The 25,209-nt window shown below is 60.9% G+C and carries 24 protein-coding genes; 7 read left to right on the top strand and 17 right to left on the bottom strand.

Annotated features, from left to right (window positions below):
* Positions 1-53 precede the first annotated feature (53 nt).
* Entirely contained in the window at positions 54-1,826 is a 1,773-nt protein-coding gene (locus ACO07N_RS23015; protein WP_421983248.1) for a caspase family protein, read from the bottom strand.
* Positions 1,827-2,163: 337 nt separating this feature from the next.
* Here ACO07N_RS23015 and ACO07N_RS23020 point away from each other — a divergent pair, with 337 nt between their 5' ends.
* Together ACO07N_RS23020 and ACO07N_RS23025 are read left to right on the top strand one after the other, a co-directional pair.
* Complete coding sequence (locus ACO07N_RS23020; RefSeq protein ID WP_421983249.1) at positions 2,164-3,510, top strand: hypothetical protein; 1,347 nt, start codon at positions 2,164-2,166, stop codon at positions 3,508-3,510.
* A 43-nt stretch (positions 3,511-3,553) separates the two neighbouring features.
* Positions 3,554-3,949 (top strand): hypothetical protein, encoded by a 396-nt coding sequence (locus tag ACO07N_RS23025; RefSeq protein ID WP_421983250.1) that lies wholly within the window; start codon positions 3,554-3,556, stop codon positions 3,947-3,949.
* Positions 3,950-3,983: 34 nt separating this feature from the next.
* Here ACO07N_RS23025 and ACO07N_RS23030 read toward each other — a convergent pair whose 3' ends face one another.
* Positions 3,984-5,288 carry an NAD(P)H-dependent oxidoreductase gene (locus tag ACO07N_RS23030; protein WP_421983251.1) on the bottom strand — a complete coding sequence of 435 codons (1,305 nt, stop codon included), beginning with the start codon at positions 5,286-5,288 and terminating at the stop codon, positions 3,984-3,986.
* 213 nt (positions 5,289-5,501) lie between these two features.
* Here ACO07N_RS23030 and ACO07N_RS23035 point away from each other — a divergent pair, with 213 nt between their 5' ends.
* Complete coding sequence (locus tag ACO07N_RS23035; protein WP_421983252.1) at positions 5,502-6,212, top strand: spermidine synthase; 711 nt, start codon at positions 5,502-5,504, stop codon at positions 6,210-6,212.
* A 3-nt stretch (positions 6,213-6,215) separates the two neighbouring features.
* Here ACO07N_RS23035 and ACO07N_RS23040 read toward each other — a convergent pair whose 3' ends face one another.
* A complete protein-coding gene (locus ACO07N_RS23040; protein ID WP_421983253.1) occupies positions 6,216-6,854 on the bottom strand; it encodes a DUF938 domain-containing protein in 639 nt (212 codons plus the stop codon).
* Positions 6,855-6,953: 99 nt separating this feature from the next.
* The gene (locus tag ACO07N_RS23045) at positions 6,954-7,502 is read right to left on the bottom strand and encodes a MarR family winged helix-turn-helix transcriptional regulator (protein WP_421983254.1); all 549 of its coding nucleotides are present in this window, start codon (positions 7,500-7,502) and stop codon (positions 6,954-6,956) included.
* Between the two features lie 88 nt (positions 7,503-7,590).
* Between ACO07N_RS23045 and ACO07N_RS23050 the strand changes: the two genes are divergently transcribed.
* Positions 7,591-8,343, top strand: coding sequence for a hypothetical protein (locus ACO07N_RS23050; RefSeq protein WP_421983255.1), 753 nt, complete (start codon positions 7,591-7,593; stop codon positions 8,341-8,343).
* Positions 8,344-8,504: 161 nt separating this feature from the next.
* Here ACO07N_RS23050 and ACO07N_RS23055 read toward each other — a convergent pair whose 3' ends face one another.
* The 4 genes from ACO07N_RS23055 to ACO07N_RS23070 form a co-directional block, all read right to left on the bottom strand.
* Positions 8,505-9,068, bottom strand: coding sequence for a hypothetical protein (locus ACO07N_RS23055; RefSeq protein WP_421983256.1), 564 nt, complete (start codon positions 9,066-9,068; stop codon positions 8,505-8,507).
* Between the two features lie 223 nt (positions 9,069-9,291).
* Positions 9,292-10,836 carry a sulfatase gene (locus ACO07N_RS23060; RefSeq protein ID WP_421983257.1) on the bottom strand — a complete coding sequence of 515 codons (1,545 nt, stop codon included), beginning with the start codon at positions 10,834-10,836 and terminating at the stop codon, positions 9,292-9,294.
* Entirely contained in the window at positions 10,820-13,162 is a 2,343-nt protein-coding gene (locus ACO07N_RS23065; RefSeq protein WP_421983258.1) for a TRAP transporter fused permease subunit, read from the bottom strand. The genes ACO07N_RS23060 and ACO07N_RS23065 overlap by 17 nt, the downstream gene beginning before the upstream one ends.
* A gap of 63 nt (positions 13,163-13,225) precedes the next feature.
* A complete protein-coding gene (locus ACO07N_RS23070; protein ID WP_421983259.1) occupies positions 13,226-14,269 on the bottom strand; it encodes a TAXI family TRAP transporter solute-binding subunit in 1,044 nt (347 codons plus the stop codon).
* A gap of 135 nt (positions 14,270-14,404) precedes the next feature.
* On the opposite strand from ACO07N_RS23070, the gene ACO07N_RS23075 reads away from it, so the two are divergent.
* Positions 14,405-15,082 carry a glutathione S-transferase family protein gene (locus ACO07N_RS23075; RefSeq protein ID WP_421983260.1) on the top strand — a complete coding sequence of 226 codons (678 nt, stop codon included), beginning with the start codon at positions 14,405-14,407 and terminating at the stop codon, positions 15,080-15,082.
* A 97-nt stretch (positions 15,083-15,179) separates the two neighbouring features.
* Positions 15,180-16,793: an alkaline phosphatase family protein gene (locus tag ACO07N_RS23080; protein ID WP_421983261.1), complete on the top strand. Its 1,614-nt coding sequence runs from the start codon at positions 15,180-15,182 to the stop codon at positions 16,791-16,793.
* Between the two features lie 19 nt (positions 16,794-16,812).
* Here ACO07N_RS23080 and ACO07N_RS23085 read toward each other — a convergent pair whose 3' ends face one another.
* The 9 genes from ACO07N_RS23085 to ACO07N_RS23125 form a co-directional block, all read right to left on the bottom strand.
* Positions 16,813-17,556, bottom strand: coding sequence for a hypothetical protein (locus ACO07N_RS23085; protein WP_421983262.1), 744 nt, complete (start codon positions 17,554-17,556; stop codon positions 16,813-16,815).
* Entirely contained in the window at positions 17,553-18,071 is a 519-nt protein-coding gene (locus ACO07N_RS23090) for an RNA polymerase sigma factor (RefSeq protein ID WP_421983263.1), read from the bottom strand. The genes ACO07N_RS23085 and ACO07N_RS23090 overlap by 4 nt, the downstream gene beginning before the upstream one ends.
* A 51-nt stretch (positions 18,072-18,122) precedes the next feature.
* Positions 18,123-18,566 (bottom strand): DUF4399 domain-containing protein, encoded by a 444-nt coding sequence (locus ACO07N_RS23095; RefSeq protein ID WP_421983264.1) that lies wholly within the window; start codon positions 18,564-18,566, stop codon positions 18,123-18,125.
* Positions 18,567-18,712: 146 nt separating this feature from the next.
* Positions 18,713-19,270, bottom strand: coding sequence for a tetratricopeptide repeat protein (locus ACO07N_RS23100; RefSeq protein ID WP_421983265.1), 558 nt, complete (start codon positions 19,268-19,270; stop codon positions 18,713-18,715).
* Positions 19,271-19,662: 392 nt separating this feature from the next.
* Complete coding sequence (bktB, locus tag ACO07N_RS23105; protein WP_421983266.1) at positions 19,663-20,841, bottom strand: beta-ketothiolase BktB; 1,179 nt, start codon at positions 20,839-20,841, stop codon at positions 19,663-19,665.
* A gap of 139 nt (positions 20,842-20,980) precedes the next feature.
* On the bottom strand, positions 20,981-21,970 hold the full coding sequence (locus tag ACO07N_RS23110) for an NADPH:quinone reductase (protein WP_421983267.1): 990 nt from the start codon (positions 21,968-21,970) through the stop codon (positions 20,981-20,983).
* Between the two features lie 193 nt (positions 21,971-22,163).
* Positions 22,164-22,865, bottom strand: a complete 702-nt coding sequence (locus ACO07N_RS23115; protein ID WP_421983268.1) for a fasciclin domain-containing protein — start codon at positions 22,863-22,865, stop codon at positions 22,164-22,166.
* A gap of 6 nt (positions 22,866-22,871) precedes the next feature.
* The gene (locus ACO07N_RS23120) at positions 22,872-23,534 is read right to left on the bottom strand and encodes an SDR family NAD(P)-dependent oxidoreductase (RefSeq protein WP_421983269.1); all 663 of its coding nucleotides are present in this window, start codon (positions 23,532-23,534) and stop codon (positions 22,872-22,874) included.
* Positions 23,531-24,025 (bottom strand): nuclear transport factor 2 family protein, encoded by a 495-nt coding sequence (locus ACO07N_RS23125; protein WP_421983270.1) that lies wholly within the window; start codon positions 24,023-24,025, stop codon positions 23,531-23,533. Before ACO07N_RS23125 ends, ACO07N_RS23120 begins: the two co-directional genes overlap by 4 nt.
* 251 nt (positions 24,026-24,276) lie before the next feature.
* On the opposite strand from ACO07N_RS23125, the gene ACO07N_RS23130 reads away from it, so the two are divergent.
* The gene (locus ACO07N_RS23130) at positions 24,277-25,173 is read left to right on the top strand and encodes a LysR family transcriptional regulator (RefSeq protein WP_421983271.1); all 897 of its coding nucleotides are present in this window, start codon (positions 24,277-24,279) and stop codon (positions 25,171-25,173) included.
* Positions 25,174-25,209: the final 36 nt, after the last annotated feature.

A 25,209-nucleotide genomic window follows, 5' to 3' on the forward strand; every position in this document is an offset into this window, starting at 1 on the left:
TCCGCGCGGGTGAAGAACCGATCAGCCCATGTCCCAAAGGCAATCAATCACTCTCAGTCGATCTCAATGATGATGCCCGTATGGACCACGTGGGCGTCTGCCCAACGGTTATACGGGATCGGGGGTTCATTGAAGAACGCGGCCATCACCGCCTGACCCTCGCCACTGTTGTTTGGCTGGCTCGGGAACCACGGTATCCAGTCGGCGGGTTCGCCGGTCACCCAGCCCCAACCGCCATCGGGTTCGCGCGCGCCGTCCGTTTGCTGCAAACCGAAGGTCGGACCGACATAGGAATTGTCGCCATGGTCCCGCCAGAATCTCTTGTCGTCCTTGACCAGACGAAAAACGAAGTCGTTTTCTTCAGGCGTCGTGAGCGTCGCCAGATGTCCGCCGCTGCGCTTGGCGAGCGCATTCGCTCCGTCGACCCTCGCACAGCACCATGTCAGAACACCGATAAACAGACGGTCTTCGAAAAAGCCATACACAAATTCCTTGCCTGTAAGCGCTGTTGCCGCTTTCAGAAGCCGCGGGTCCGTCTCGAGAAGGGCAAGCGTTTTCGGGTCATAACGGCGTGCATTGCTGGAGGATACGATCGGGACTGAACTGGTTTCAGCCGCAATCAGTTCGATGTTCAGTGCCTCTGCCGTTCCCGCAGTCACCACGCCGGTCGACGGCAGCCCGGCCGCCGCCTGGAAATCCGCAATCGCCCGGCGCGTCCGCGTCCCGATCACGCTATCCTCAGGACCCGCGTCGTAGCCGCGCGCATTCAGTGCCGCCTGCACCGCCTGGGCGTCTTCCTTCGACAACCCGAGCGACTGCTCGGCCGAAGCCGCCGCCTCGCGCGCAACCGTGATCTGCCCACTTTCAGCAACGACGCTTCCCGGTGCGCCCGCCAGCGCTGCTGCCGTCAGTTCCTCGCGCGCGGTCAGCGCCAGATCGCGCATCGAACCTGCCGGGAACCGCTTCAGGTAGATGTCCCAGGCCCGCTCGGTGTTGATCGCCAGCGCCGCCTCGAAGATCGCCTCCTCCTGCGCTGCGGCGATGGCCGCGCCCTCACCTCCTGCGGCAAGGTTCAGGTACACCTCAAGTGCCAGGTCGTTCGTCACAATCGGTACCTGCTTGTCCTCGGTATCGGCTTTCACGTCGCGGATAACGCGCTTCATCAGCGTCAGAATCTCGACATTCTCGGTCGGCAGGTGCTTCGCCAGAGCCGCCGTGAACGGCGAGTTCCCCGAAGCCCCGTCATAGGCGACCTGCCCGGGCGAGGCCGCGAACATCAGCATCGATCCCTGAAAGCGCCCTGCCATCGGTGCGAGGCCCCGCGTCGCAAGCGCACGCGTCGGCGAGAAATTCTGGGTATAGAACTCGGTGGCAAGCGGATTGTCCCGGCAGGCGTCGATGAAAACCAGAGCGGCGCGCGCTCTTTCTTCAAGCATCTGCACGATCCGGTTGAGCGGCAGCGCCTCGCTCTGCACGTCGAAGGCACTTCGCAACGCGGCGTCCACCCCCAACAGGTAATTCTGTCCCTCGAACTGCATACCGTGGCCGGCGTAGTAAAAGAGCGTTACGTCCGCGCCCTCGGTCCGGTCGAGGAAAGCCGAAAATTCGGATGCCAGCCCTGCCCGCGTCAGATCGGTCGCCAGCGTGACTTCGAAGTCCAGTCCTTGGAGCGTTTCAGCCACAAGGCGCGCATCGTTGACCGGATTGGCAAGCGGCCCCGCGTTGGCGTAGTCCGCGTTGCCGACAATGAACGCCGTGCGTTTCGCCGCAAGGGATGGAAGCGCGCTCAGCACCAACACAAAGGCGAAAACAAGAAATCGAAACATTGGCACCCTGCCGGCAATTTATCTGTTCAGAACAATTCACCTGACATGCATACCTAACCCAACGGCAAGCGACAAGCTTCAGCCCGTCACCCGCTGGCGGGTCTTGCAAGAACAATCGGAACCGCAGCACGCCAACGGTGTGCAGAACCGCCCATACTTTACGCAAAGGAAATACTGGTAACTTGCCAGCTTGATGTAGTAGAGTCTTAACAAGCGCTCGTTGAACAGCGCACCGTGCTTTACCTTGCAAACATGATTTTAGAAGTTCTGCGGCCATGAAGGCCGCGCTGTCGAGTCGTCAGTCCATTTGGCTGTAAATTGTTCCGAAGGGGGCAAGATGGTATTCGATATTCAAGCCGCGCTGAAACGTATTGCAAGCGTATTCGGCCAAACAAATGATCAAGCCCCTGCCCCGACCGGTGATGATGGCCTCTTGCCGGGCCAGATTGCCGACGCGCTACAGCCGCAACCCTACCCCAGCGTGACGGAGTGGCCGGATGATGTCCTTGCAACGATCCGCTATCGCCAGTCCACGAGCTATCGCGAAGTATCGCGGGCGCTCGGGATCAAGGGCGGCGCGGCCGCCGCGTTCGAGCATCTGCGGGAAACGCCGCGGCCGGGCCTGACACCGGAGCAGTTTCGCGACTACATGGGCTGGCAATCGCTCTTTTCCGACGAAGAGCTTGAAGCAGCCAAACAGACAATTGCCGAGGCCGATGCAGAAGAGCCCGAATTGCCGCAATTCGACCTGGAAGACGGCCTGGTCCGGCAGCGCTGGTTCCGGATCCAGACCGTGCTGGAAGAACAGGCGTTGCGTCATGTCGGCCAGCCGCTGCATATGTTGCCGTATATCGCCACCCTTCCGGAGGGCGACATCAACGCACGCGTCGTCCCGACCATGGATGGCGACAACTACGTCATTTTCTATGACCACGGCATGATGCGTTATCTCCGTGACTTCGCCGCGCTGGTGTGCTGGGTGGCACCGCCGATCGATCCCACGGCCCTGTTGGATGACCGGGCGATCGCGCAACTGCCCCGCTCCCATACCTTGCCGCCGGGCACGATCGACGTGTGCCTCAACACCCTGCGACGCTACATTTACGAAGGAACCCCTGAAGCGGACGCTCCCTACGTGTCCCCACCGGAATGGAACAGGCATCTGTTTGTGCCTGTTTTCCAGAACATGCTGAGCTTTGTCGTGGCTCACGAGCAAGGACACGTGCGCCTCGGACACTTTGCGACCGACCGTTTCGGCCCGGTCCCCGAAGGAGAGGCCGATGGCAACGCGGCCTTCCTGATTTCCTATCAATCCTTGCTTGGCGGCCAGTCATGGTCGGTTCCCTTCTGGTGTGCCGACCTGGCACTCATCGCCTTCCGCATGCTGGATCATACCTTGTGCGTGCTGGAACACGGGAAGACCGGTCTGCCCTGGAAAGACGAGATATACCCCGCGCCGGAAGAGCGCCGAAATAGCCTCAGGAACTACGTACCCGGGGATATCCCGGAGATATCGAGATTGGCGACCGGCAACCTCATCGGCATGAACAACTCGCTTTTTGCCATGGTCGAGGACCAGGTCACCCTGTTCTTAGTCAGTGACTACACCAAGGGGCTGCGGCCATCTCCGCTGTGGAACGGCCGCGTCCGCCGAACATGGGGCCGCGCGCCGCAAACGCCATAGCAACGAAAAACGTATGTCATTCGATCAGGAGGATGGAAGCAACATGGATACGATGACGACCGTTGAAATCGACGTGGAATTCACGCCCGATTCGCCGGAGGAACAGGCGAGTATCGAGAGCGCCGTCAGAGAGGCGGCGGAAGGCGACAGCTTCAAGACCGGCAAGGGACTTGGCGCCAGCGGATTCGAACTGACGATCCTGGCAATCCTCGGCGTCCGGGCTCTCGTCGACCTCGTCATGCTCATTCGCCGGGAATGGCGCACGGGCGTCGTTATCGATTTCGAGGGCGAGAAAGTACGTGTCACGAAAGATCCGGACCTGCCCAAGGGCGAGGTCATCATTTTCCACAAGGATGGAACCAAGGTCACGCGAAAACAAAACGAGATTGACGGTTTAGGCGATCTGATCACCGCCGCCGCCAAAGTGTTTTCCAAATAGCGGCAAACACAAGCGGCTGTGAGGCAGACCGGACTTAACCGAAACGCTGCTCCATCTCGCGGCGGATCCTCACGGCATCGGCGGTCTCGTCAATGTCGACGTCGTCCCAGGTCACGATCTGTCCGGCGGCAATGCCGTTCTTCAATGTCACGCCGTGGGCAAGGCCGATCGGCAGCGCGCCCCGCGCAAGCGAGGTTCTTGCCGGCAACAGCTTGCCCCAGACCGTCGATCCGCCTTCCCCGTCCAGTCTCTCACCGATGGCAAGGTCGCGTTTGGCCGTCGCGGCAACATCGGCGTCGAAGGACAGCGTCGAGCCGGTCGGCTTGCCGAGCAATGCAGCGGACAGGATGGAAACGTTCAGCTCGAGCCCGATCAGGTGAAAGGGCTTGTACATCGCCGAGTAGCGTCCGGAGGCGTCCGTGTTCATGCCGTATTGCCGGAAACAGGCGGCGGCGTAAGGGTTCGGTGCTTCGATGACGACATAGACGCCCCAGCGAAGATCCCGGAATACCGGCCGGCCATCCCGCTCCAGGGAAGACACGACTTCCACCATGCCTTTTCCGGCCAGCTGACCGCCATCTTCAACGGGGCGCAGAACATGCGCCAGATCATCCATTCCGGCAGGCGGGAACAGCAGGCCGTCCGGCGGCGGCGTCAGACCCGTTGCATTGGCAATCGCAGCCATTTCGAGCGCGGATTTGGTGCCGTCGAGGAAACTGTTGAACATCTGCGCGTTCATGCCGGCGGCCGCTGCCTGCTCTGGCGTCAAGCCATAATGATCCCAGACCGTATCCGGCGTGGACGCATGGTAGCTGGGCAGGTATTTTGTGCCCTTGCCGGCCGCGACGACGCTGAACCCGCAGGACCGGGCCCACTCCACCATCTCACAGGTCAGCGCCGGCTGGTCACCATAGGCCATCGAGTAGACCACGCCCGCCGCGCGCGCCTCTTCCGCCAGGAGCGCGCCGGCCAGCACATCGGCTTCAACATTGACCATGACAACGTGCCGGCCCTGCCGGATTGCCTCCCGGGCATGAACAAGACCCGCGACAGGGTTGCCGGTCGCTTCGACAACAACATCCACATCGTCACGCGTCATCATGGCCATGGCGTCGTCGGTGAAGGCCACGCCGCCGGCCAGATCCTCCGTCCAGCCGACTTCGGCGCACGCCTTGCGGGCATTGTCGGGACGCAGATCCGCAATTGCCGACACCGTCAACCCTGGCGTGGTCGGAACCTGGCTCAGGAACATCGACCCGAACTTGCCCGCACCGATCAGACCCACCCGCACCGGCCGTTGCGCTGCCACGCGTGCCGACAGCTCCTGATAAACGAACATGCGCCTCCCCTTTTCAACTGTAGTCCCGCAAAGCCAACCCGGTCCGAGCGTCAGAATTCAAAGATTGCCGGAGCGATGTCAACTCGGCTTTCACCGGCGCACGCACCGTGTCCGGTCAGCAACGGCGGCCGCGCCGGACCCCGTGTTCCGGATTGCGGCAACTCTGCACTTCCCTTTGTCCGCCCGACCTGCCACGGTGCCGGGATGAGCAGAATGTTTGAAGAACTGGACTACGCCCCGACCCCGATCGGAGCGATTTCGCTGCGGCGAAGGCATATCCTGTCGCTCGGGATCGATGTCTTCGAAATCCTGCTCGGGGACGAACATCTGATGTCGAGCCTGTTCACCGCGTCCGAAATCGCACTGGCCGACAAGGGGATGGCCGCGCTGAAAGGCGACCGGCTGGAAGTGCTGGTGGGCGGTCTCGGACTTGGTTACACCGCCAGGGCCGTGCTGGCGGATGAACGCCTGCACTCGCTTGATGTGGTCGATCTTCTGGAACCCGTGATCCGCTGGCACCGGGAGGGACTGGTGCCGATGAAAACCGAGCTCGCCGACGACCCGAAATGCCGGCTTGTGCAAGGAGACTTCTTTGCATTGGCGGCATCGCCGGATGGGTTTGATGCCGAGCATCCCGGACGCCTCTATGACGCGCTCCTCATCGACATCGACCACACGCCGGAGCGGCTTCTGCACGGAGGCTCCAAGGGCTTCTACACGGCAGAAGGCCTCCGCTCCGTGCAGCGTTTCCTGAAACCTGGCGGGATCGTCGGGCTTTGGTCGGATGAGCCACCCGATGAGGCCATCACCAATCGGCTGGCCGGAGCCTTTGACCAGGCATGGGTCGAGCCTGTCGTATTCGCAAACCCGCTGCAGGAGGGCCGCGAGGTCACGCAGGCCGTTTATCTCGGACGCAAGGCCTGACCGTCACGGCAGGTTGAATGTCAGAAGAAGGTTGTTCGCCGGCATCGCATCGTTTGCCAAGGGCGAAAACCCGGCTGCGCCTGCAATTTCAGACACGGCCTCGACCGATTTGTACCCGATCGCGGGATCCCGGGCACGCAGCGACGTGTCAAATGCACGATCACCATCCGAAGCGTAGGACGACCCTCGCAGAAACGGACCGTAGACAATCACCCGGCCACCGCCACGCAGCGCTGAACGCGCCTCTTCAAAAAACCGCGAGACAAACGTCGCCGGTACGAGATGAAGAAGATTGACGGTCAGGACCGCCTGGGCAAACCCCTGCCCGACCGGCCAGGAGGCCGAGATATCGATGGCCAGAGGTTCGGCAAGGTTCTTCAGGCCGCTGCTGCGCCGCCAGGCGGCAATGCTCTCCCTTTGCCCGGGGTCGACGTCGGAGGGTACCCAGTCAAGTTCCGGAAACGCTTCTGAGAAGGCGGCCGCATGCTGACCGGTGCCGCTCGCCACTTCCAGGACGCGTCCTTCGGAGGGCAACCGTTGCCGGAGTGCTTCAATCAGCGGACCACTGTTGCGCAGGGCCGCCGGTGCGGTTCGACGGCCGTCGGCAGCTTCGTCCGCCTGTTGAATGATGTGTCTTGCCATGACGCGACGATGCCAGCCGGAACGGCCTGCGTCCAGCCCGGAAGACGCCGGATAAACCGGCGGTCATCGGCGCTTCATCTCAACGCCTGGATGCGGGTTTCAGGCAGCGGCGTGTTCGTGACACAGCTCGTCGGCCTGCTCGGCCGTGAGGTCGACCTGAAGCAGCGTGCAATAAAGCCCGGCCTCCGCCGTCCTGTGATATTTGCAGGTTCTGCACAGCCCGAATGACCGGAAACCGCGTGCCGCGAGCTGAAGCCTGATCAGTTCGGAGAGCGTTTTCTCCAACGCGGCGCCGCTTTCCGTGTCGAGCCTCCCAAGTGCCTCGTCGAGCGCATCCATCCGGCCGGCCACGTCGAAACCCGCCTGCGTGACATCGTAGGAAATGGTCCGTTTGTCAGCGTCAGACGCCGAACGCTCAATCAACCCCTTTTTCTCCAGCGCTTTCAATGTCTGCGAGGCCGTCCCCCTTGTCGTGCACAGATAGTCGGCGACCTGGGACGGCGAGCGCGAAAACCGGTTCGCACGCACAAGATATCCAAGCGCACTGCGCTGCGCGGGGTTGAGGTCGTCCGCCCAGTCTTCGGAGGCAATGAGCCGTTGAAGGCGATCCAGCAGCGGACGAACACGTGATCGGGAGTCGTTTTCCATGATCTATAAGTAGCGACTCAAAATAATCCTTGCAATAGTAGCGACTCACTATTAATTAACATCCATCAAACACGAAAGGAGTTTTTCGATGCGCCCCTCAATCATTTGTCTGACGTCCTGCGCCCTGCTGACTTTCGGGCCGGCGCTTGCACATGACAAAAACACCCACGCGGTCAACCAGGAGACCGCGATCCATTCGCCGGTAAAGAAGAGCAAGACGGCGTCCCTGGACATCATCGCCGCGCATATTCACTCCGATGGCAATGTTCTCACGTTTCACATGACCACCAACGGTGTCGCAGGTGCCGACACGCCGGAGCCGACCGGTGAAGTCGCGGGGGCGGCCGTTTGGTCCTATGTCTGGCCGACGACGCTTGATCCCTCCCTGGTCGGTTTCGAGGAAGGCGCCGGCATTCTCGCGATGGCGGCGACCAATCACCCCGACTTCGACGACACGCCGCTTTACGACGAAAATCTTGACGGCGATCTCGGCAATGACGGCGGCGTCTGGCACAGCCATTGGGTGGTTCTCGCCCCGACCGAGGCCTGCGGTCCAGGCGCTCTTGCAGTCAAGGACATCCCGGAAAACACGACCCCCAGATTGCCGGCCACCTGGCCGGGTTTTCCCATCCTGCTCGACAGTCCGGGCTTCACGCCCGTATTCGACGGACCGGAGATCACGATCAGGGCTGCCGTCAACGGTGACGTTACCGGCGCGTCCTATGACGGCGTGACATCGGCACTGAAGGTCAACGAGAGCATTCACGCACCGCTGTTGTGCGTCACGGATGTTTTTGATGTCGCCTCGGGCGACCTCTCGCTCCCGGGCACCATCGAGTGAGACAGTCGATTGGTGGAGAGAAGCGCTCTCCACCGATCACGACCGCCGCTGCTCCCCGCATTGCACCGTAGACCGCCGCCTCCGGCCGGATCCTGACAGGCGTTTCTATGCCGGCCCGCTTCATGCACCGAAGTTGAGCAAGTGAAAAATTCCGTTCATTTCTAAATCCGGAATGAAAGCCCGTTCTGCTTTTCGGCCAGCATGTCGAAATGCAGATCAAGAACCTTGTGATCGTCTTCCGCCGAAGTCTGAAAACTCCGCCTTGTCGTATTCTTGACGATCAGAAACGCGGCTGCCCAGATCCCGATCAGGAAACCGGTCCTGTCTCTGAGCTCGAGCCGGTGGCCGATCAGGTCGCTGCCGTCAAAACCCTCGTTGTCCTTGCTGGCGCAAATCTCGAGGCAAATCAGCTTGTTGCTGTAAAAGCGCCAGGACACCTTGTGAAGGATGCAGTCCTTGATGTGCTGATCGGTATCCCAGACAAATTCGGTCCAGTTGACCGGCCCATTCTTGGTTTCAATGGCACCGGTGTTGAACACCGAGGATTCAGTCTGCTGATGAGTGGAAAAATCGAGGGTGGCAGAAGGCCGCGACAGCGGTATCCAGGCCGTCCCGGCATCCCCGGTGACAGCCTTCTGCAGGGCCACAAACCGTTCCTTCGCCTCTGCTGAGACTCCGAGTTTGTCGAGAACCGGCTTGGCGAAAACCGAAGCAATATGAAACATCGTCGCCCCCACAGAACTGATGCGTACTTGGTCTTTTAAACTTCAAACACAAATAGAACTGCTTTCCTAGGCCAGACCCTCACAAACCAGGCCGCAATTGCGCGGCAAACGGCGATGGGATGCAAGGAAAAGTGCGAAAGGCGACAGAAAGCAAAATCCATGGTTAGAGCAAGGTTCGCGCCGACGTGTGTCACAACGATCGTTTATTGCGTTGATCTACCGGCTATGCCTGTGCCGTCGGCAGCGGCACACGGTCCACATGGGCCAATTCCTGGCGGACAAGCATCTCCATGAGTTCGGCGCGCTGCCGCGCATGAAGAGGACTGTCCCAAAGATTGTGGAATTCACCGGGATCGTCGCGCAGATGATAGAGTTCGCCCCAGGCGATCCCCTCGAACATCGACAAACGCCAATCCGCGGTTCGCAGCGTGTGAATGCGCGGAACGCGCCCGAGGCCACGATTGGTCTTTTGGTGGTCGTACTGTATGAAAGCGGCCTCCCGCCCGCCCGACAGCAGCGAACGCCCCTGCATGCCGATTGCGGGTTCGACACGGGCCCGCTCCAGAACGGTGGTCCCGATATCATGGGTCTGACCGATTTCCGCGGTCCGTCCGTGTCCGTCTGCCTGCGGGTCCGACCAGATGAACGGGACCCGGGTCAGCTCCTCATAGGCTGCGGGTCCCTTGAAGAGCATCCTGTGGTCCCCGAGATGGTCGCCATGATCCGTCGTGAAAATCGTCACGGCATCCTTCGCCTTTGCCTGCGCGCGCACCTGCCCGACGGCATCGTCGATCATCGAGATCATGCCGCAGGTCAGCGCACGGGCCTCCCTCACCTCCTGGGCATAGGTGCCCAGAACAGCAAATGAACCCGGATTCGCCCGTCCGGTCTCGCGGTCTTCAAGCACGCTCGCCACATGCGCCGGAGGGTTCCAGTCATTCGCCTCGAAGACGGCAGGGATCGGCATGTCCGCCGGATCGTACATGTCCCAGTATCGTCCCGGCGGGTTGAACGGGTGATGCGGATCTGGAAAGGACACCATCAGGAAGAAAGGCTGCTCGTCATCCGCGTTTTGCGCAAGCCAGGCCGACGCGCGTTCGGCAATGTAACGGGTGGAGTAAAGCTCCTCGGGAAGGGCCGTGCGAATGGCTTGCGGGCAGACATAGTCATGCGGCAGCTGGTTTTCAGCTCCGAGAAGCCGGTCGGCATCGGGAGCCCGTTCCAAAAGCCAGTCCCGGTAGTTGCCGCCGCAGGCGTCCCCATGCCTTGTGACGAGTTCCACATGGTCAAAACCGTAGAACGGCAGCGGCGTGTCGTAGGACGTCCGGCCCGGGTCCTCGGCGAGATAGGTCTCAAGATCATGCCTGACAGCTTGTGACAGCTTGCCCGATGCGCGGTGGAACCCGGTGCGCGTTTCCGGCGCTTCAAGCATGGGCGGTTTGCCGGAAAAAGTCTGCAGGTGGCTTTTGCCGATGAGCGCGGTTTTGTATCCCGCATCGCGCAGAAGCTCGACGAAGGTGACATGCCGCTTGTCGAGCGGAATACCGTTTGCACGGACGCCGTGGCTGGAAGGCACCCGGCAGGTCATGAAACTCGCGCGGTTGGGCATGCACACCGGGCTGGCAACGTAAAACCGGTCCCACACCGTTCCGGTGGCAGCGATTGCGTCAATATTCGGGGTCTTCAGGACCGGGTGACCGGCGCAGCCGAGGAAGTCGGCCCTGTGCTGATCGGTCATGAAGAGGACGAAGTCAGGCCGTTTTGGCATGGGCGGCGGACCGGTTGTGCAGGACCAGGAGCAATGCAGTCACCACCGCCGCGCCGATCCAGATCAGTTCAAGTTTCATCATAAGCATCACCGCCAGGCCAAGCCGCAGCCCGATCTCCCAGGCCGGCAGCGCGCGCCGGTCGAACGCAGCAAGCGCGGACGACAGGAGATAGAGCGCGACCAGCAACCGCCCGAGCAGGAGGAGCATCGCGACAAGGTGGACGTCGGCGTCATATCCCGGCAAATAGGCGTTCCCCCCGCTCGCCTGGGGATCGAGCCGCGCTTCGTTGATAAGGAGCAATTCCGGGTAAAAGGCAAAGACGAACGGCACCACGAACATCACGATCCCGGACCGCACCGCGGAGAGAGAAGTCGCCACGGGCTCCGCCTTGGTGATCGTGGCGGCCGCGAAAGCCGCCAGCGCAACGGGGGGCGTGATGGCACTCGCAACGGCGAAGTAGAAGATGAACATGTGGGACGTGAACAGCGAGAGGCCGAGACCGGCGAGAACGGGCCCCATGAGCAGCGCCGCGTTGATGTAGGCCGGCACGGCAGGCATGCCCATGCCCAGAAGCACGGCCAGCAGCATTGTCATCAGGAGTGCGACAAACTGGAAGAAGGTAGAGCCGCTGCCGCCCAGGTCGAGCCTGTTCAGCCAGGCCAGAACATCGAGCGAGAGGAACACCGGCAGCCCCGTGAAGGACAGGCAGAAGTCGATGATCGAGACCGCGAGAAACATCAGGTAGAGCGTCGAGATCAGGATACCCGCATTCGACAGTGCATCGACGATCTTGCCGGGCCGCGCGCGCACTTCGGGATCCAGAAACAGCAATCCGAGCAGCAGCATCACCGCCCACCATCCTGCAGCACCGGCCGAGCCGGCAGAGTTCTGAATGGCCTGCTGGATCCAGCTCAGGCTCTGCACCTGACAGCCGGCATCGGTAAAGACCCGCTCAGCGCCCAGAAGTCCGCCGAACAGCCCGCAGCCAACCGCATCCTTGGGGGTCAGCAAAAGCATCAGGATCAGCAGGATCGGACCGAAGATCATCACCAGATTGAGATAGTCCTGGCGCTCCAGTGTCATCTCTTCCGTAATCTTGCCGATTGCGGTGATGTTCTGTTTCCTCGACTGGAAGATCGCCGACAGGAACAGGCAATAGAAATAGGCCAGTGCGGGAATGATGGCCGCAACGATGACGCTTGAATAGGGGATCGCGGTGAGTGACGCCAGGATGAAGGCGGCGACCCCCATCACCGGGGGCATGATCGACCCGCCCGACGAGGCGGCCGCCTCGACGCCGCCCGCGAACACCTTGCTGAAACCGCGTTTGAGCATCATCGGGATGGTCAGGACGCCGGTCGACAGGACATTGACGATCGGCCCCCCGGAGATCGTGCCGAACATCGCCGACGACACGATGGCCGCATGTGCGGGACCGCCGCGCAGATGCCGCGTCCAGCGGAATGCCAGCTTGATCAGCGACTTTCCTCCGGCAGAACTTCCGAACAGCGCACCGAGAACCAGATAGGGAAAGATCGTATTCAGGACGATGTCCATGAACCGTCCGAGAAGACCCGAGGAATTGTTGACCAGGACATCGTGGACACGCGGCCGGCCGTCCGACAAGAGGCGCGGCTCGCCTGCCAGCTTGGTTACGAAGTACTTGTTGATGTCGTCCGCACCGTAAACATACCAGATCAGAACGGTAAGGATCGTGTAGGCCGAGACCAGGATCGCGACGATCACCAGCGGCAGTCCCCAGACCTTGACGTTGTAGGAAAGGAACACGACGATCGCCAGGCCCACGATCAGTACGAGCCAACCGCCGGTCGTGTTCACGCATTGTGGGTCTTCGACGGTTGTCGGCGCCGGAAGACCCAGACTTTCGCTGAACGCGGCCGCAGCCGCCAGGCTCTCCTCGATCAAGCGGGCCCGGTCGCCGGTGATACGGTCCACGAGACACACCGACTCGATCTCGATGAGGTAGGTAAGCGAAACCGTGAACGCCATCACCACCAGCGCGAGATCGAGATAAAGGCCGAATCGGCGCTTGATCACGCTTTTGTCCCGCCAGTCGCGCCAAAGGGAGTGCTTCAAGACGACAATCAGCATCATCAGCGCGAAGAAGAACGGATAAAACCATTCGAACGGAAACTTGCGGAGTTTGGCGGCGTCGTTGCCCGACAGGTTCGCGATCAGGGCGTCATAGCCAGGGATGCCGGGCGTCGAATTGACGAGGCCGACAAGCACCATCGCAACCGAAAGGAAATAGAGCAGCTGAAGAGAGAAACTGCGACGATCCCGGGTATCGTTTGAGCCGACCATTGTACCGTTCACCTGCCGGACACCGGCCGGGCGCAAGGTGCACCCGGCCGGTTGATCCGGACCTTACTTGGCACAGTCAGGAAGGGTGTATCCGGCTTCTTCCCAGGCAGCGACCGCCCCCGGGTGGTACTTTAGCGGGTTCGGTCCGCACATGTCCGTGATTTCGATCGCGGTCTCGCCATGCCAGGTCACGGGCATGAACGGCGCTTTCGCATGATAGATCGACTCGATGTTTTCAATGGCCGCGGCCGTCAGCGACTTTGCCGTGTCGAAATCCATGCTCTTGTTCACGATGTCCGCACCAACAGTGCCGGGCCCCCGGAAGGTTCCGTCCTCGGAAATGATCGTGACACCATCACCGTAGCCCATGTCTTCGATCGGCATGGAGAACTTCACGGTTCCGGGCAGTTTGGCGACGTTGTTGAACGCCTCGCTGTCAAAAACCTCCTTCGAAACCGAGAAGATCGTCATGTTGCCGGATGCCAGGCTCGCGGACACACGCGGATCGGGGAATGACATGGGCAGCACGAAGGCATCCGCGGAGCCGTCCTGCATCGTCTTGACTGCCTGCCCCCAGTTCACCTGGACACCCGTATAGCCTGACCCTTCTTCAAGACCGGTATTGGTCTTGATGAGCAGCCGCGCGTTGGTCAGCGCGGCACCGCGGGGCGGACCGTTGAAAATGGTTTTTCCCTCCAGGCCGTCCCAGCCGCTGATGTTCGAACTGTCGAACGCAATGAGCCCCTGAACCGAAATCCGGTATGTGTAGAGGACGGCGAGTTCGCCTGCGAGTTCCGCACCTTTCTCCGCACCGAGCCCTGCGTAGGGCCCGACCCCCTTCGACAAAAGGAAGGGCAGAATGAACGGCGCGGCGGCGATATCGGTCTTGCCCTCGGCAACATTCTGGACCGAGTTCGTCAGCGTCTGTCCGGAGGTCACCTGGATATCCGCGACCCCGGCTTTTGCCGCCGCCTCGGACAGCGCAATGATGGAAATTCCCGGTGTGGTGTTCGGTGCAGCCGTCTCCGCGGATAATATTGTTTGTGCCTGTGCACCGGTCGTCAGGCACAAAATTGCGGCAAGGGTTCCCAAGACAATTCGAGACATCGTTTTCCTCCCTGATCGATGTTTCCTTTGCCCCCGCTTTGCCGGCCAACCCTCCCAAGCGACGCGAGACACAGCATCAAAAATATCGACATTTTTTCTATTTTGATAGTAATAGAGGTATTATGGAGAGTTTCAATGCCTGAATTTTTGCTTTTTGTCGCCCCGAACACCTGCGCACGCGTGCCGACCATCGCGCTCGAGGAAATCGGTGTCCCCTTCGAGACGGAACTGGTGCGCACTGCCGCCAACCAGCAGAACTCGCCGGAATTCCTGAAAATCAATCCGAAAGGCAAGGTGCCGACCCTGGTTGTCGACGGCGTTCCACTGACCGAGAATGTCGCGATCCTCAGTTGGCTGAATGCCCGATTCCCGGAGGCAAACCTGTTGCCGGAAACGTCGGACGCGTTCGAAAGTGCACAACAGATCGCCGACCTGTCGTTCTTTTCCGCAACGGTGCACCCGATCGTGACCCGGGTGGCGATGCCGCTCAAGTTCATCGAGGACAAGGCCCTGTCATTCGAAATTGTGCGCCCGGTCGGCATCGAGGCCATGAACAAGATCATGAACATGATCGAGGCGCGCCTCGCCGATGGCCCCTGGTGGTACGGCGATACCTGGTCTGCCCTGGACGGATACCTGTACTGGGTCTGGGGCCGGATCACCGGTGTCGGCTATCCGGGCGAGAACTACCCGAACATCCGCAGGCACTTCGACCTTAACAACGAGCGGCCCGCGGTGCAGCGCGCAATGGCGCGCGAGGCAACCAACATAGAGGTGCTCAAGTCGGAGGGTCTCTACAGGGCGCCGCGCTGACACTGCGGCTCCCGGTGAATAGCGGTCCAATGTCTCGGCATACTCAGCCTTTCAGGATCAGACGTCGAACCTTCTCCAGAAAAGTGATGGGCATCAGATGAACGTATTGTGGATCATGGCGGATCAGCTGCGCTGGGATTACCTGAGCTGCTACGGCGCAACCCACATTGAGACACCGAACCTCGATCGCCTTGCGGCAAAAGGCGTCCGGTTCAACCGTGCCTACGTCCAGTCACCGATATGCGGACCCAGCCGGATGAGTTTTTATACCGGCCGCTATGTGCGCAGCCACGGAGCCACCTGGAACGGCTTTCCGCTTCGTGTCGGAGAACCGACGCTCGGCGATCACCTGCGTGAAATCGGTATCACCAGCACCCTGGTCGGCAAGACCCACATGCGCGCCGATGCGGAAGGCATGAAGCGCCTCGGTATCGATCCGGAAAGCACCATCGGGGCATTGGTCAGCGAATGCGGGTTCGATGTCTTTGTGCGCGATGACGGCACGAACGCGGCAACCGACAAGAACCGTCACGCCGAAGACTACGAAGAATACCTGCGTGCGCACGGCATGGACGGCGAAACGCCCTGGGAGGAATGGGCGAACACGGCGATCGGACCGGATGGTCAGCTCATGTCCGGCTGGCTCCTGGAAACGGCGCCCCTTCCCGCGCGTGTCCCCAAGGAACATTCCGAGACCGCCTGGCTCACGACACGCGGCATCGAATTCATGGAGAGCCAAGGCGACGATCCCTGGCTCTGCCACCTGAGCTACATAAAACCCCATTGGCCGTATCTCGCGCCTGCCCCTTACAATGACATGTATTCGGCGAGCGATCTTCCACCGGTCAACCGCAGGGACGGCGAACACACGCATCCGCTCATGAAGGCCTGGAGCGAGACGCGCATATGCCGGAGCTTCGCGCGCGACAATGTCAGGGACATTGTCGCGCCGGTCTATATGGGCCTCATCAAGGAACTCGACGAAAATATGGGCCGGTTGTTCGACTATTTGGAAACCAGCGGAAGAATGCAGGACACCATGGTCGTCTTCTGCTCCGACCACGGCGACAACATGGGCGACCACTGGCTCGGCGAGAAAGACCTTTTCTACGATTGTTCGGCGCGTATTCCCCTGATCGTTTACGACCCCCGGCAAGCGGCCGACGCCACGCGCGGAACCGCCTCTGATGCCCTTGTCGAGGGCATCGATCTGGCGCCAACCTTTCAGCAGTTCCTCGGCGGGCCCGAAAAGCCGCACGTGTTCGAGGGGCGTTCACTCCAGCCGCTGCTGCATGGCAAGACCGGCGACTGGCGGGATCACTGCATCTCCGAATACGATTATGCAACCCGCGACGCCCGCCGTGCGGTCGGTGTGGACCAGTCCGACGCCCGGCTGGTGATGGTCTTCGACGGTCGCTGGAAATACATTCATGTCGAGAACATGCGCCCGATGCTGTTTGATCTGCAATCGGATCCGGAGGAACTCGACGATCTGGGCGGCAATCCCGATTACGAAGAACAGGTCGAGCGGCTGAAGGCGCTGCATTTCGCCTGGGCCCGCCGCCATCACACCCGCATCACCCGGACGCCGGAGATCATCGAAAAAATGACCGACGCGCGGGAGCCCGAGGGCATCTACATCGCCTATTGGGACCCGGAAGAACTCGAGGCGGACGGGCTGAAAATGCCCCCGCACATCAAGGGAAGCTGATAGGCCAAAAAACACGCGCTCAAAGCACGCCTTTCAGCTCGGACGCGACCTTGCCGGTTTTGCCGAGATCGTCACCGCCCACGAATATGTAGCGGAAAGACCCGTCCTCCCAGGCTGTCGTTGCAAGGCCGTGGAGCATTTCCGACGAAGGCTCGTTGGCTTCACCGCGCGGGCCGGCCGTCGTGACGCAGAGCGCGAAAGGCGTTCCTTCCGCATCCTGGTAGACGATCTGGATCAGCGGCGCATCGTCGAGTCCAAGCACCTGAACCCGTGCAAGCCTGAGCGAGGACGGCGCTTCCAGCGATGCCTGTTCCAGGGGCCGGCCGAGTTTTTCGCTGGCGACTTCGAGCTGACGTTCCAGGACGTCGGAACTTGCGATGGTCAGTCTCACCGTGTCGGCGACATAGAGCGACTGGTATTGCGCGACCCTGCCCCGCCAGTCATCCGCAGACGGTCCGCCGAGCCACATCGCTCCGCCGCCGATCACGGCCCCCAGAACCAGGACAACGGCCAGCTTCGTCCATTGCGGACCGGTTCCGCCGCGTTTGACGTCATCAATTGCCGAGCGTTCCAGATCGGCCAGCACACGCCTGCCGGGCAGTCCTCTCATCGCGCCGCGTACCGGCGCGGCAATCGGATCGAGCGCCATCACCCGATGTTCCAGTTCGCGGTCGACGCGCATGGTCTGTTCGACCTGCTCTGCACGCCGCGGGTCCATGTCACCGTTCAGAAAGTCAAGAAGTTCCTGATCTGAATAGGTCATGTCTTCTCCTTTCTGTTTTCGACTGCGGGATTGTCCGCAAACGCCTTCAGCACCTTACGCGCGGCGTGCAGGCGGCTCATGATGGTCCCGATGGGCACATCCAGAATGACCGCGGCCTCCGAATAGGTGAATTGCTGCACGAAGATGAGTTCCACAACGCTGCGCTGTGCATCGGGCAACGCCATGACCCGCGCAATGACCTCCCGGGCAAAGAGGTTGGTCTCGATCTCCGGGGCGATATCCGCGATCTGGTCAATGTCGACCGTGGCAAATGCCTTGTCCTGCCGCCGGGCACGGCTGCGCAGTTCGTTCAGCCAGATCGACCGGCAGATCCGCAGGCACCAGCCTTCGAAACTTCCCGTTTCCCGAAACTGATCGGCTTTTTCGACCGCCCGCAGACACGTGGACTGCGCGAGGTCGTTTGTCATCTCGATGTCACCGGTCAGGCTGAGCGCGAACCGCCAGATCGACGGCAAAGCTTTCGGCAGCATGTCCCTGACAGAGCGAGATTTCATGTTGAACTCCAGCCGGCCGGCGGCGGCAGTGCCGCCGGCAGCAAGCAAGATCTATTCGACGGTGATGGTAATCACGTCGGAGAAGATCGGCGGATCGTGCGGGACATGGTTGAGGTCACCAAGCACCAATTGAAGCGTGTGCTCGCCCGGGCCGAGGTCAAGCACGGTCTCGGTCTGGCCGCCGCCATAGTGCTTGTGGTTGTCGTCAGCCGGGATGTTGTAGATGAACTCGTCCGCGCCATCTTCCCCCTCGCCGATCGGTGCCCGGTTGATCAGGAGATGGTGATGCCCCGTGTTTTCCTTCTCGATGCCCGCCGGCGCAACGCCCATTCCGGACAGACCGAAGACGACCGTGACCGGTCCGCTTACCTTGTCTCCGTCATTCAGATTGACGAAATAGACCTTGGCGTCCGGATTGGCCGGGGTCTCGCCGGCAAGGGCCTGTGCCCCGAAAAGGCTGAGGGCGACAACCGCAGGTGCGACAACAAATTTCATGATCATTCTCCTCCCGAATTAAGCTCGCGATATCCGGTAGACACCATCGCCCGGGTTTTATTCATCGTGAGGCAATTTTTTTCATCCGGCGCTTTGCAGACCGCACGGAAGGCCGGCCGGCACATATCGTCTTGAAGCCGGCAGGCTCAGTAAAACGCCGCCCCTCCCGATCTTAGCGACATGAGAAGAGCGCGCTCCGGCCAGGTTTCGCGGCCGCCTCTCGACCGGATTTCGGACAGTTGTTCTCGCGCAGCCTCAAGTTCTCCTTTTTCGACGAGCCCCATCCCGAGATAAGAGCGCGCCGCGAGATTGTCCGGATCAACGGCAAGCGCCCGGTCATAGAAGACGTGCGCTGCCAGCCAGTCCCCGGATTTTCGCGCCAGGAACCCGCGATAGGTCAGCACGTGCGTATCCGCCTGATCCGTCATTGCATCAAGCGCCATTGCCGCCGAGGCGAACCTGCCCACGTATGCCAGTTCCCGGGCCGCCCTGAAGCGGTCCAGATCGTCAAGGATACGGGACTCCAGCTTGACGCATTTCCCGGAGCGCTCGTCCCAGGCCTCGCCGTCGGCGCATTCCTTCGAAGTCGGTGTTGGTTCGGGCGGCTTTGTATCCCATTCGTCCGGATCGACGGCATCCGCCGAAATGGTCATGACACCAACCATCAGAACAGCAAGCATCGATTTGATCAGACTGAGTTTCATTGGTGCGACCGGACAGATGTGTTGAACCCGTGCGCGAGTGTCTGTCCCCGCCCGGTACAAGTCAATCGCCCGGTCGCCTGAAACTCGTGGCTCGGTCTCAGGCGTCGACACCTTGGGGTACGTACCTTAGGGTACGGACTCATAAATGAAGTCAATTTGGTTTGGATCGTTTTGACCAACTGCGAGGAACGAAAGCGCAGGAAATGTGGTTCATTTTCAAGCCTTTCGCGACGCGGCAGATGGCCAAAACGGCCAAATCCGAAGGACGGCAAAATGGCTTTACCTCGCAGCGTCACCGCGCTTGACCGGGCATAAAGCCCGCTCTGCGCACGCTTCCTCGCGAGATTTTGCCATTTCTGCCGCCAAATCGGCTTCATTTATGGGTACGTACCCTAGAGGCGCTCGACGAGGACCGCGATCCCCTGCCCGCCGCCGATGCACATGGTCGCCGCCCCGAGCGTCTTGCCCGTCCGGCCAAGTTCATAGACAAGCTTGGTCATCAGGATTGCCCCTGTCGCGCCGATCGGGTGCCCAAGGGCAACAGCGCCGCCGTTCGGGTTCACTTTTTCGGACGGAAGCCCAAGGAGGTCATTGACCGCACAGGCCTGCGCCGCAAAGGCCTCATTCGATTCAACCACGTCCAGGTCATCGGCGCTCACACCGGCGCGTTTCATCGCAATCTGCATCGCGGGCACCGGGCCGATGCCCATCACCGCGGGATCGACACCGGCAACACCATAGGAGCGGATCCGTGCAAGCGGCTTCAGCCCCAGTTCGGAGGCCTTGTCGGCCGATGCAAGGATGATCGCAGCCGCCCCGTCATTCAGACCGGACGCATTGCCGGCGGTGACCATCCCGTCCTTCTTGAAAACGGCACGCAAGCCGGACATGTCCTCCAGCTTGGCATCGTGCCTGACGTGTTCATCCGTATCGAAGACACGCTCCTTGCCGCGACGTCCGACGGTGAGCGGAACGATCTGGTCCTTGAAATGACCGTCCTGAATGGCCGCGCTGGCGCGGCGATGGCTCTCAACCGCGAATTCATCCTGCCGTTCACGGGGTATCTCATAGCGCTCGGCGACGTTTTCCGCCGTGACACCCATATGGCCTATGCCGAACGGGTCATGCAGCGCACCGATCATCATGTCGACGATCCCGGTGTCGCCCATCTTCTGCCCCCAGCGTGCGCCCGGCAGCTGGTAGCCGGCCCGGCTCATGTTTTCCGCCCCGCCCACGAGCGCGGTCTCGCCGTCGCCCATGGAAATCGCCTGTACGGCGGAGACCACGGCCTGCAGCCCGCTGCCGCAGAGCCTGTTCATCGTCAGAGCGGGCGCGTGATCCGGGACCCCTGCCTGGCGCGCCGCAACCCGGGACAGGTACATGTCACGCGGCTCGGTGTGGATCACGTTGCCGAAAAACGCCTGCTCGATCTGATCCGCCTGAATACCGGCCCGTTCGATCGCAGTCGCTGCGACGCGCGTCGCAAGATCGCAGGGCGGCGTGTCCTTGAGTGCTCCGCCGAAACTGCCGACGGCCGTGCGCGCAGCGCTTGCAATCACGATCTCTTTCATGGGTCATATCCTCCGCGTCGGGACCGGACAGCGCACTCCAGGGCATGGCCGGCTTCAGGTCTGGTTTCATCTGGCAGATTGCCGCGAACGCAACAGCGAAGCAATTCCGCCAAAAGGTCACTTCAAGCCGCAGCGCCACTCACATCTTGAGCAGAACGGACCCGGACCGGTTTCCACCCGCAATCATGTCATGCGCCGCTGCGCAGTCTTCGAGCGGCAAGACGTCGGAAATCTGAAAGTTGAGCGCGTTGCGATTGAGCAGATCCGAGAGGTTGGCAACCGTTGTTTCGCGTTCGGAGGCGGACAGGATGTAGACCAGAACCAGATCGATGGTCACCGCCTTGAACATCAACGGATAAAACGGCAAGACCGGCGTCATGTCCTTCGCCGACCCGAAGGCCGCAATGGTGCCGCGTTCGGAAATGATCTTCGTATTGGTCTCGGCGTTCTTGCCGAACTCCACCTCGACGATCCGGTCTATGGTCCGGCCATCCGTCGCTTCGAGAATGCGCTCTGCCAGATGGTCATCCGTGTAGTCGAACACCTCTTCGGCTCCGGCATTCTTAACGGCCGCCATCGCCTCGTCTCCGCGCGCGGTTGACAGCACACGCGCACCGGAGGCCGCAGCGACCTGGATGGCCAGGCGACCGACGGTTCCCGCACCGCCGCTGACAAGGACCGTCTGTCCCGCGACGGGCCCGCCGCCCAGGACGGCGTGGCAGGCCGTGAGACCGGGAATGCCGAGAACGGCGCCCTCCTCGAAGGAAACGTGATCGGGCAGCGTCACCGCTTGCTCCGCAGGCAACGAGATGTAGTCCGCCGCCGTACCGAAGGCTCTCTGCCATTGGCCGTTCCAGATCCAGACGCGTTCCCCGACGCGGCCTGACGGCACTCCCTCGCCGACGGACTCGATCACACCGGCACCGTCGCTGTGTGGAATGATTTTCGGGAATGGCGGTTCCGTCACGCCGGGGCGTCCGCCGGCCCTTGCGCGTATATCCGACGGATTGACCCCGGACATGTGCAGCCGGACCAGAACTTCGCCGGGCGCCGGAGCCGGAACCGGCACATCTTCAAGGGTCAGAACGTCCGCTGCCGGTCCGAACCGGTCATATGTGATCGCGCGCATAATTTGTCTCCCGGACAGGCAAGATTCTCTTCTGAATCATTTGTGCGATGCCGGAACCTGATCGGGCAAGACAAAAGACAAACACGCATAACGCACACCAAAACAGAAAAGCAGGCTCACCGGTATCCGGTGAACCTGCTCGGGGATCTCGAGGGATCAGGATCCCTGAAGCCTTATCCGGCCATGCTCGGCCTTAATGGCAATCGGGACGCTGACCCGGCAGCAGTACCTTGTCGATCACGTGGATCACGCCGTTATCCGCCTTGATGTCGGCAATGATCACGTTGGCGCTCGACCCGGTGCCGTCGGCAATGTCGACGCCGCTGTTGGAGCGCGTGATGCAGGTGCGCTCGCTGGTCAGGAGCGGCTTGAAGTAGTTCGAACCGACCGGGATCTTGTTGGATGTCAGTTCACGGTCATCGACATGATACAGGAGAACGTTGGTGAGCTGGTCCTTGTTTTCCGGCTTCAGCAGCGTCTCGACGGTACCTTCCGGAAGTGCCGCAAACGCGTCATTGACCGGAGCGAATACGGTGAAAGGCCCCGGTCCCTGCAGTGCGTCAGCCAAACCTGCAGCTTGTACTGCAGCAACCAAAGTACTGAAACGCTCATCACCTGCAGCGATATCTACGATTGTATTTGCGTTTGCCTGACCGGCAAAAAGACACACTGCTCCCGCAAGGGCCATAAGGCTCTTTTTCATGACAACTACTCCTGGTGTCGATTGAATTACAGGGACACTACGCCGCATTGACTGGAGCAGATCTTCTGGATTTGGAAAAAATCGATATTTATTATTGCCGCAGGGCGCAGTTTGAAGCGAACCGGCCGGTTTGGCAGCACCGCAAGCAACGCCCTCTCCAAGGACAAGATCAATCCCCGGACCTTTTTTCATCCTTACTCACCAGGCAATTTGCTTGCGGTCGCGGAAGAAGCCGCCCGTCGGTCCGTCCGCATCGAGCGTTGCCAGCCAGATGGCCGTATCGGCCCCCTCTTCCGGCGATCTCGACGCCGACGCCCCACCCATGCGCGTGCGCACCCAGCCGGGACACATCGCGTTCACCTTGACGCTGTTCGGCAAGGTTCTGGCCGAGGCAACTGTCAGGGCATTGAGGGCCGCCTTGGCGACACCGTAAGCGGCGGGGCCCGAAACACCGTCGGAAAAAGCGCCCCAACCGGACGACACGTTGACAATCCTGCCGTAGCGATTGCGCACCATCGCGGGTGTGCACAGATGCATCAGCAAGTACGGACCGTGCACCATGACGGACATGGATCGTTCGAAGTCCTCCGGATCATCAAGCAGCCGCCCCGCCCCCAGAACGCCGGCATTGTTGACGAGTATGTCGACCGGTCCGATCTCCTCGGCAGCGCGTTTGATGCTGTCAGCATCGGCGACGTCCAGCGCGACCGCGTCCGCATCAAGATCGCGCGCGACTTCAACCACCGCGGCCATATCGCGCACGCCCATATAGACATGACAGCCCCTTGCAGCCAGATCCCTTGCGATCGCCAGCCCGATGCCGCGGTTGGCACCGGTAACGAGTGCGCGCCTTCTCGTCATTGCGCCAATCTTTCCGGCACGGGTGCCAGCTTGTACTGGGACCAGAAAAACGTGTTTGCCGCGTCCTGGTCGGCGCTCAGATTTGTGGCTTCGACAATCTTGCCGTTTTCAATCCGGTAAACCAGCGCCCAGGTGGTATCGACATTCGGCTTGCCGTCTGCGTTGGACCAGCCCCGGTGAATGTCGACAACGTGCGTTTCGTCTGCACCGAAATAGATGGGTTCCGCCTTGAAGCCGGCAACGCCAAGTTGCCCGAAGAAGGCAAGCACTTCATCGCGGCCGTTTTTCGTTCCCGACAGCGGGTGGCGTCCCGGTATGTGCCACTTCACATCCGCGTCCATGACCGCGGCAATACCTTCCAGATCCCCGGCGCCGTAAGCGGCGAAGAAATCCTGAACCACCTTGATGTTATCTTCCGGCGATGCCGCCATAACCTGACCTCCGGCAAGAAGCGCCCCAGCGAAAGCGGCGCTTCGAATGACTGTCTTCATCGCTTTTCTCCTTTCGGCCCCGGAATTCGGCCACAAACCGGATTCCGTCCTTATCGGTCCGGCGGGAATTCGGTTCAAATCGTGCAGGTGCACAGTCCGACGGGACACGAGACAGACATAGAATACTGTGCACCAGATGATAATTGCCCCCGTTTTCATTATATTCCTGTATCAAAACGAACAATCGACAAGAGACAAGAGACAAGAGACAAGAGACAAGAGACAAGAGACAAGAGACAAGGATCAACATCATGCGTCTGCCGCTCGCAACCCTGGAGGTCTTCACGGCGATTGCAAATCACGGTTCACTGCGGAACGCGGCGCGCGCTCTTGGCCTGAAGCCTTCAACGGTCAGTCATCAGTTGAAGAACCTTGAAGACAGGATCGGGACTGCACTCTTCATCAGGACGACACGCAGCATCAATCTGACAGAGGCGGGCCGTGCGCTTCTGCGCGGCACGTCACCAGCCTTCGAGCAGATCGCGGAAGCCTTCGAGAGCGCCCGCACCACCGGTCATTCGGCAAGGGGAAGCTTGAAACTCGCGCTGCCCGAATACGCCTACGATCTCGTTGTCGCAGAGCTTTTGCCGTCATTTCGCAGCGCCTATCCCGAAATACACGTCGAACTCTCTCTGGCAGACGCGTTCGAAGACATCCTGGATGCCGGCCTGCACGCCGGAATACGGCTCGGCGATTTGATCGCGCAGGATATGGTCGCAATCAGGTTGACTGAACCGCTGCGGCTTGCGGTCGTTGGATCGCCCGCATATCTCGAAAAGGCGGGAGTGCCCTGTACGCCGGAAGACCTGCTGGCCCATGAATGCATCCGCTACAGGTTTCACAGTTCCGGCGCGTTCGCACCTTGGAAGGTCGAGGGGCCGGCCGGGGCGTCGGATGTCGCGGTCACCGGCTCACTTGTCGTGAACTCGCTGTCCGTCGCCGTGGACGCGGCGCGGCGCGGCGAAGGCCTGATTTACCTCTTGCAGGATTATGTCGCGAAAGATGTTCTCGGCGGCAACCTGGTACCGGTTCTTCAGGAATTCATGCCCGAGGTACCCGGGTTTTTCCTGTACTTCCCGCGTGCCTATCGCGAGATGGTGCCGCTGAGACTGTTTGTCGACCACATTCGTCAGCACGGTGGCCAGTAGCAAGCGCGGCTTTCCACTTCCGAAAAACCGCGCCGT

It is taken from the genome of Roseibium sp. (assembly GCF_965229775.1).
GTDB lineage: Bacteria > Pseudomonadota > Alphaproteobacteria > Rhizobiales > Stappiaceae > Roseibium.

Excerpts from the sequence above, each read along its gene's own strand:
- ACO07N_RS23015 (WP_421983248.1), bottom strand. The coding sequence starts at position 1,826 with ATGTTTCGATTTCTTGTTTTCGCCTTTGTGTTGGTGCTGAGCGCGCTT.
- ACO07N_RS23020 (WP_421983249.1), top strand. The coding sequence starts at position 2,164 with ATGGTATTCGATATTCAAGCCGCGCTGAAACGTATTGCAAGCGTATTC.
- ACO07N_RS23025 (WP_421983250.1), top strand. The coding sequence starts at position 3,554 with ATGGATACGATGACGACCGTTGAAATCGACGTGGAATTCACGCCCGAT.
- ACO07N_RS23030 (WP_421983251.1), bottom strand. The coding sequence starts at position 5,288 with ATGTTCGTTTATCAGGAGCTGTCGGCACGCGTGGCAGCGCAACGGCCG.
- ACO07N_RS23035 (WP_421983252.1), top strand. The coding sequence starts at position 5,502 with ATGTTTGAAGAACTGGACTACGCCCCGACCCCGATCGGAGCGATTTCG.
- ACO07N_RS23040 (WP_421983253.1), bottom strand. The coding sequence starts at position 6,854 with ATGGCAAGACACATCATTCAACAGGCGGACGAAGCTGCCGACGGCCGT.
- ACO07N_RS23045 (WP_421983254.1), bottom strand. The coding sequence starts at position 7,502 with ATGGAAAACGACTCCCGATCACGTGTTCGTCCGCTGCTGGATCGCCTT.
- ACO07N_RS23050 (WP_421983255.1), top strand. The coding sequence starts at position 7,591 with ATGCGCCCCTCAATCATTTGTCTGACGTCCTGCGCCCTGCTGACTTTC.
- ACO07N_RS23055 (WP_421983256.1), bottom strand. The coding sequence starts at position 9,068 with ATGTTTCATATTGCTTCGGTTTTCGCCAAGCCGGTTCTCGACAAACTC.
- ACO07N_RS23060 (WP_421983257.1), bottom strand. The coding sequence starts at position 10,836 with ATGCCAAAACGGCCTGACTTCGTCCTCTTCATGACCGATCAGCACAGG.
- ACO07N_RS23065 (WP_421983258.1), bottom strand. The coding sequence starts at position 13,162 with ATGGTCGGCTCAAACGATACCCGGGATCGTCGCAGTTTCTCTCTTCAG.
- ACO07N_RS23070 (WP_421983259.1), bottom strand. The coding sequence starts at position 14,269 with ATGTCTCGAATTGTCTTGGGAACCCTTGCCGCAATTTTGTGCCTGACG.
- ACO07N_RS23075 (WP_421983260.1), top strand. The coding sequence starts at position 14,405 with ATGCCTGAATTTTTGCTTTTTGTCGCCCCGAACACCTGCGCACGCGTG.
- ACO07N_RS23080 (WP_421983261.1), top strand. The coding sequence starts at position 15,180 with ATGAACGTATTGTGGATCATGGCGGATCAGCTGCGCTGGGATTACCTG.
- ACO07N_RS23085 (WP_421983262.1), bottom strand. The coding sequence starts at position 17,556 with ATGACCTATTCAGATCAGGAACTTCTTGACTTTCTGAACGGTGACATG.
- ACO07N_RS23090 (WP_421983263.1), bottom strand. The coding sequence starts at position 18,071 with ATGAAATCTCGCTCTGTCAGGGACATGCTGCCGAAAGCTTTGCCGTCG.
- ACO07N_RS23095 (WP_421983264.1), bottom strand. The coding sequence starts at position 18,566 with ATGAAATTTGTTGTCGCACCTGCGGTTGTCGCCCTCAGCCTTTTCGGG.
- ACO07N_RS23100 (WP_421983265.1), bottom strand. The coding sequence starts at position 19,270 with ATGAAACTCAGTCTGATCAAATCGATGCTTGCTGTTCTGATGGTTGGT.
- bktB (WP_421983266.1), bottom strand. The coding sequence starts at position 20,841 with ATGAAAGAGATCGTGATTGCAAGCGCTGCGCGCACGGCCGTCGGCAGT.
- ACO07N_RS23110 (WP_421983267.1), bottom strand. The coding sequence starts at position 21,970 with ATGCGCGCGATCACATATGACCGGTTCGGACCGGCAGCGGACGTTCTG.
- ACO07N_RS23115 (WP_421983268.1), bottom strand. The coding sequence starts at position 22,865 with ATGAAAAAAGGTCCGGGGATTGATCTTGTCCTTGGAGAGGGCGTTGCT.
- ACO07N_RS23120 (WP_421983269.1), bottom strand. The coding sequence starts at position 23,534 with ATGACGAGAAGGCGCGCACTCGTTACCGGTGCCAACCGCGGCATCGGG.
- ACO07N_RS23125 (WP_421983270.1), bottom strand. The coding sequence starts at position 24,025 with ATGAAGACAGTCATTCGAAGCGCCGCTTTCGCTGGGGCGCTTCTTGCC.
- ACO07N_RS23130 (WP_421983271.1), top strand. The coding sequence starts at position 24,277 with ATGCGTCTGCCGCTCGCAACCCTGGAGGTCTTCACGGCGATTGCAAAT.